At 71.6% G+C, this 1872-nt stretch carries 2 protein-coding genes and 1 pseudogene; all 3 read right to left on the reverse strand.

All coding sequences use genetic code 11. From position 1 onward, the window contains the following. Positions 1–364: pseudogene (locus B9G38_RS16735) on the reverse strand (glycine dehydrogenase); the annotation flags it as partial. A 216-nt stretch (positions 365–580) separates the two neighbouring features. Continuing rightward, complete coding sequence (gene gcvH / locus B9G38_RS16740; protein WP_086221124.1) at positions 581–964, reverse strand: glycine cleavage system protein GcvH; 384 nt, start codon at positions 962–964, stop codon at positions 581–583. Between the two features lie 163 nt (positions 965–1127). Next, positions 1128–1872, reverse strand: a 745-nt coding sequence (locus B9G38_RS16745) for a flap structure-specific endonuclease (RefSeq protein WP_086221125.1), incomplete at its 5' end; no start/stop codon positions are given.

Below are 1872 nucleotides of genomic sequence, written 5' to 3' on the forward strand. Positions count from 1 at the left end.
CGAGCATCGACTGGTACTCGAAGAGCGCCTGGAGGAACCCCTGCGACACCTCCGGCTGGTACTGGGTGTAGCTCGTGAGGAACTCCGCGCGGTCGGCGAGGTGGTCGACGACGCTCGGCACGTAGTGACCGTAGTGCCCCCGGCCGAGGAACTCCGTGAGGTCGTCGTTGCGGTCGAAGATCCGCGCGCACTCGTCGCGGATCTCGCGTTCGGTCCGCGCGTCGATGCCGAAGTCGCCGTCGAAGGCGACCGCCTCCGGGATGTCGAACAGCGCCGCCTCGTCGTCGACGCCGATTTCCGCCAGCATCGCCTCGGTCTCCTCGTCGGTGTGGGGGGCGTACGGCGTGCCGTCCGCCCGGCTCATCTGGTCTCCCCTCCGCGTCCGCGGGCGGTCGTTCGGCCGTCGTTCGCTTCTCGGTTCGGGGCTCGTCGGTCGGAAGGTCGCGTTGTCATGGTCGGGTGCGGTGTCGGGTGTCTGTCGTCGGATCCGGGTCGGCCGTGCCGTCGCCGCGGTCGCACCGAGCGTCCGCGTTCACCTCGCGGACCGCGCTCGCGTTCACGTCGGGCCGGGTCGGCGCTGTCACGCGATCTGGTCGTCGTACGCGTCGGCGTCGAGCAGCCCCTCGGCGTCGCCGCCCTCGGTCGGGGCGACCTCGAGCATCCAGCCCTCGCCGTAGGGGTCCTCGTTGACGAGCTCCGGGCGGTCGAACAGGTCCTCGTTGACCGCGACGACCTCGCCCGAGACGGGCGCGTACAGGTCCGAGACCGCCTTGATCGACTCGACGACGCCGAACGACTCGTCCGCGGCGATCTCGTCGCCGACGTCCGGGAGCTCGACGAACACCACGTCGCCAAGCTCGTCCTGCGCGAAGTCCGAGACGCCGATTCGAACGGTGTCGCCGCCGGTCGTCGCCCACTCGTGCGATTCCAGGTACCGTCTGTCGTCGGGAACGTCGAAGCTCATTGGTCAGGGTCGCCGCGGTCCGCTCGGGTCCCGGGGCCGCGACACGTGTGATTCACCCTTCCCACGACGAGGAAATAAAAGGTGTGTTCGCGGCGGTCGCGCCGGCGGACGCCCGCCCGACGCCGATCCGGCTCGCCCCGCCGCCGCCTCGAACCGCCCCCGTTCAAGTCCAGCGGTCGAGTCCGGTCTGGACCTGCGACTCGGCGATGCGCTCGAACCCCCGTTCGACTTCGTCGGGATCGACGCCCCACTCGTCGACGACGTACTCGCGGGCGGCCTCGACGTCCGGGTTCACGTCGGCGTCGACCGCGACGTCCTCGGCCGGCGGGTGCATGAACAGCTCTCGGATCGCCTCGGCGTTCGGGATCTCGGCGCCGCGAGCGTCGAGGACGCCCCACAGGTCGCCGTGTTCCTTCACCGCCGTCACCGCCGTCTTCGGGCCGACCCCGCGGACGCCCTCGTTGAAGTCGGTCCCGCAGAGCATCGCGACGTCGACGAGCCCCTGTCGGTCGAGGCCGAGCCCCTCCAGCGTCGCTTCGAGGTCCATCAGCTCCGGGTCGCCCTTGCTCGTCAATTGGCGGAGCGTCGTCGGGGCGCCGAACAGCAGGGTGTCGTAGTCCTCGCTGCCGGCGTGGTCGACGGTCCCGGTCGCGGCCATGTGCGCGCACTGCGCCTCCCCCTCCGCCGGCGCCTCCACGATCGGCACGTCGAGCAGCGCCAGCAGCTCGCGGGTCGTCTCCTGTATCGCGTCGGTGAGCCGCTGCGTGCGGGCCTCCAGCCGCGCCGCCTCGACCGCGTCGCCGCGGTCCTCGGCGGCGGCCCGGCGCTCCTCGGCCCGCTCGCGCTTCTCGCGCCGCTCCGCGACCTCGTCGGCCTTCCGGTCGGTGACGGCGCCGTCGACCACCATC

Source organism: Halorubrum sp. SD612 (assembly GCF_002135005.1).

Coding starts and splice junctions, on each gene's coding strand:
- gcvH (WP_086221124.1), bottom strand. CDS start 964: ATGAGCTTCGACGTTCCCGACGACAGACGGTACCTGGAATCGCACGAG.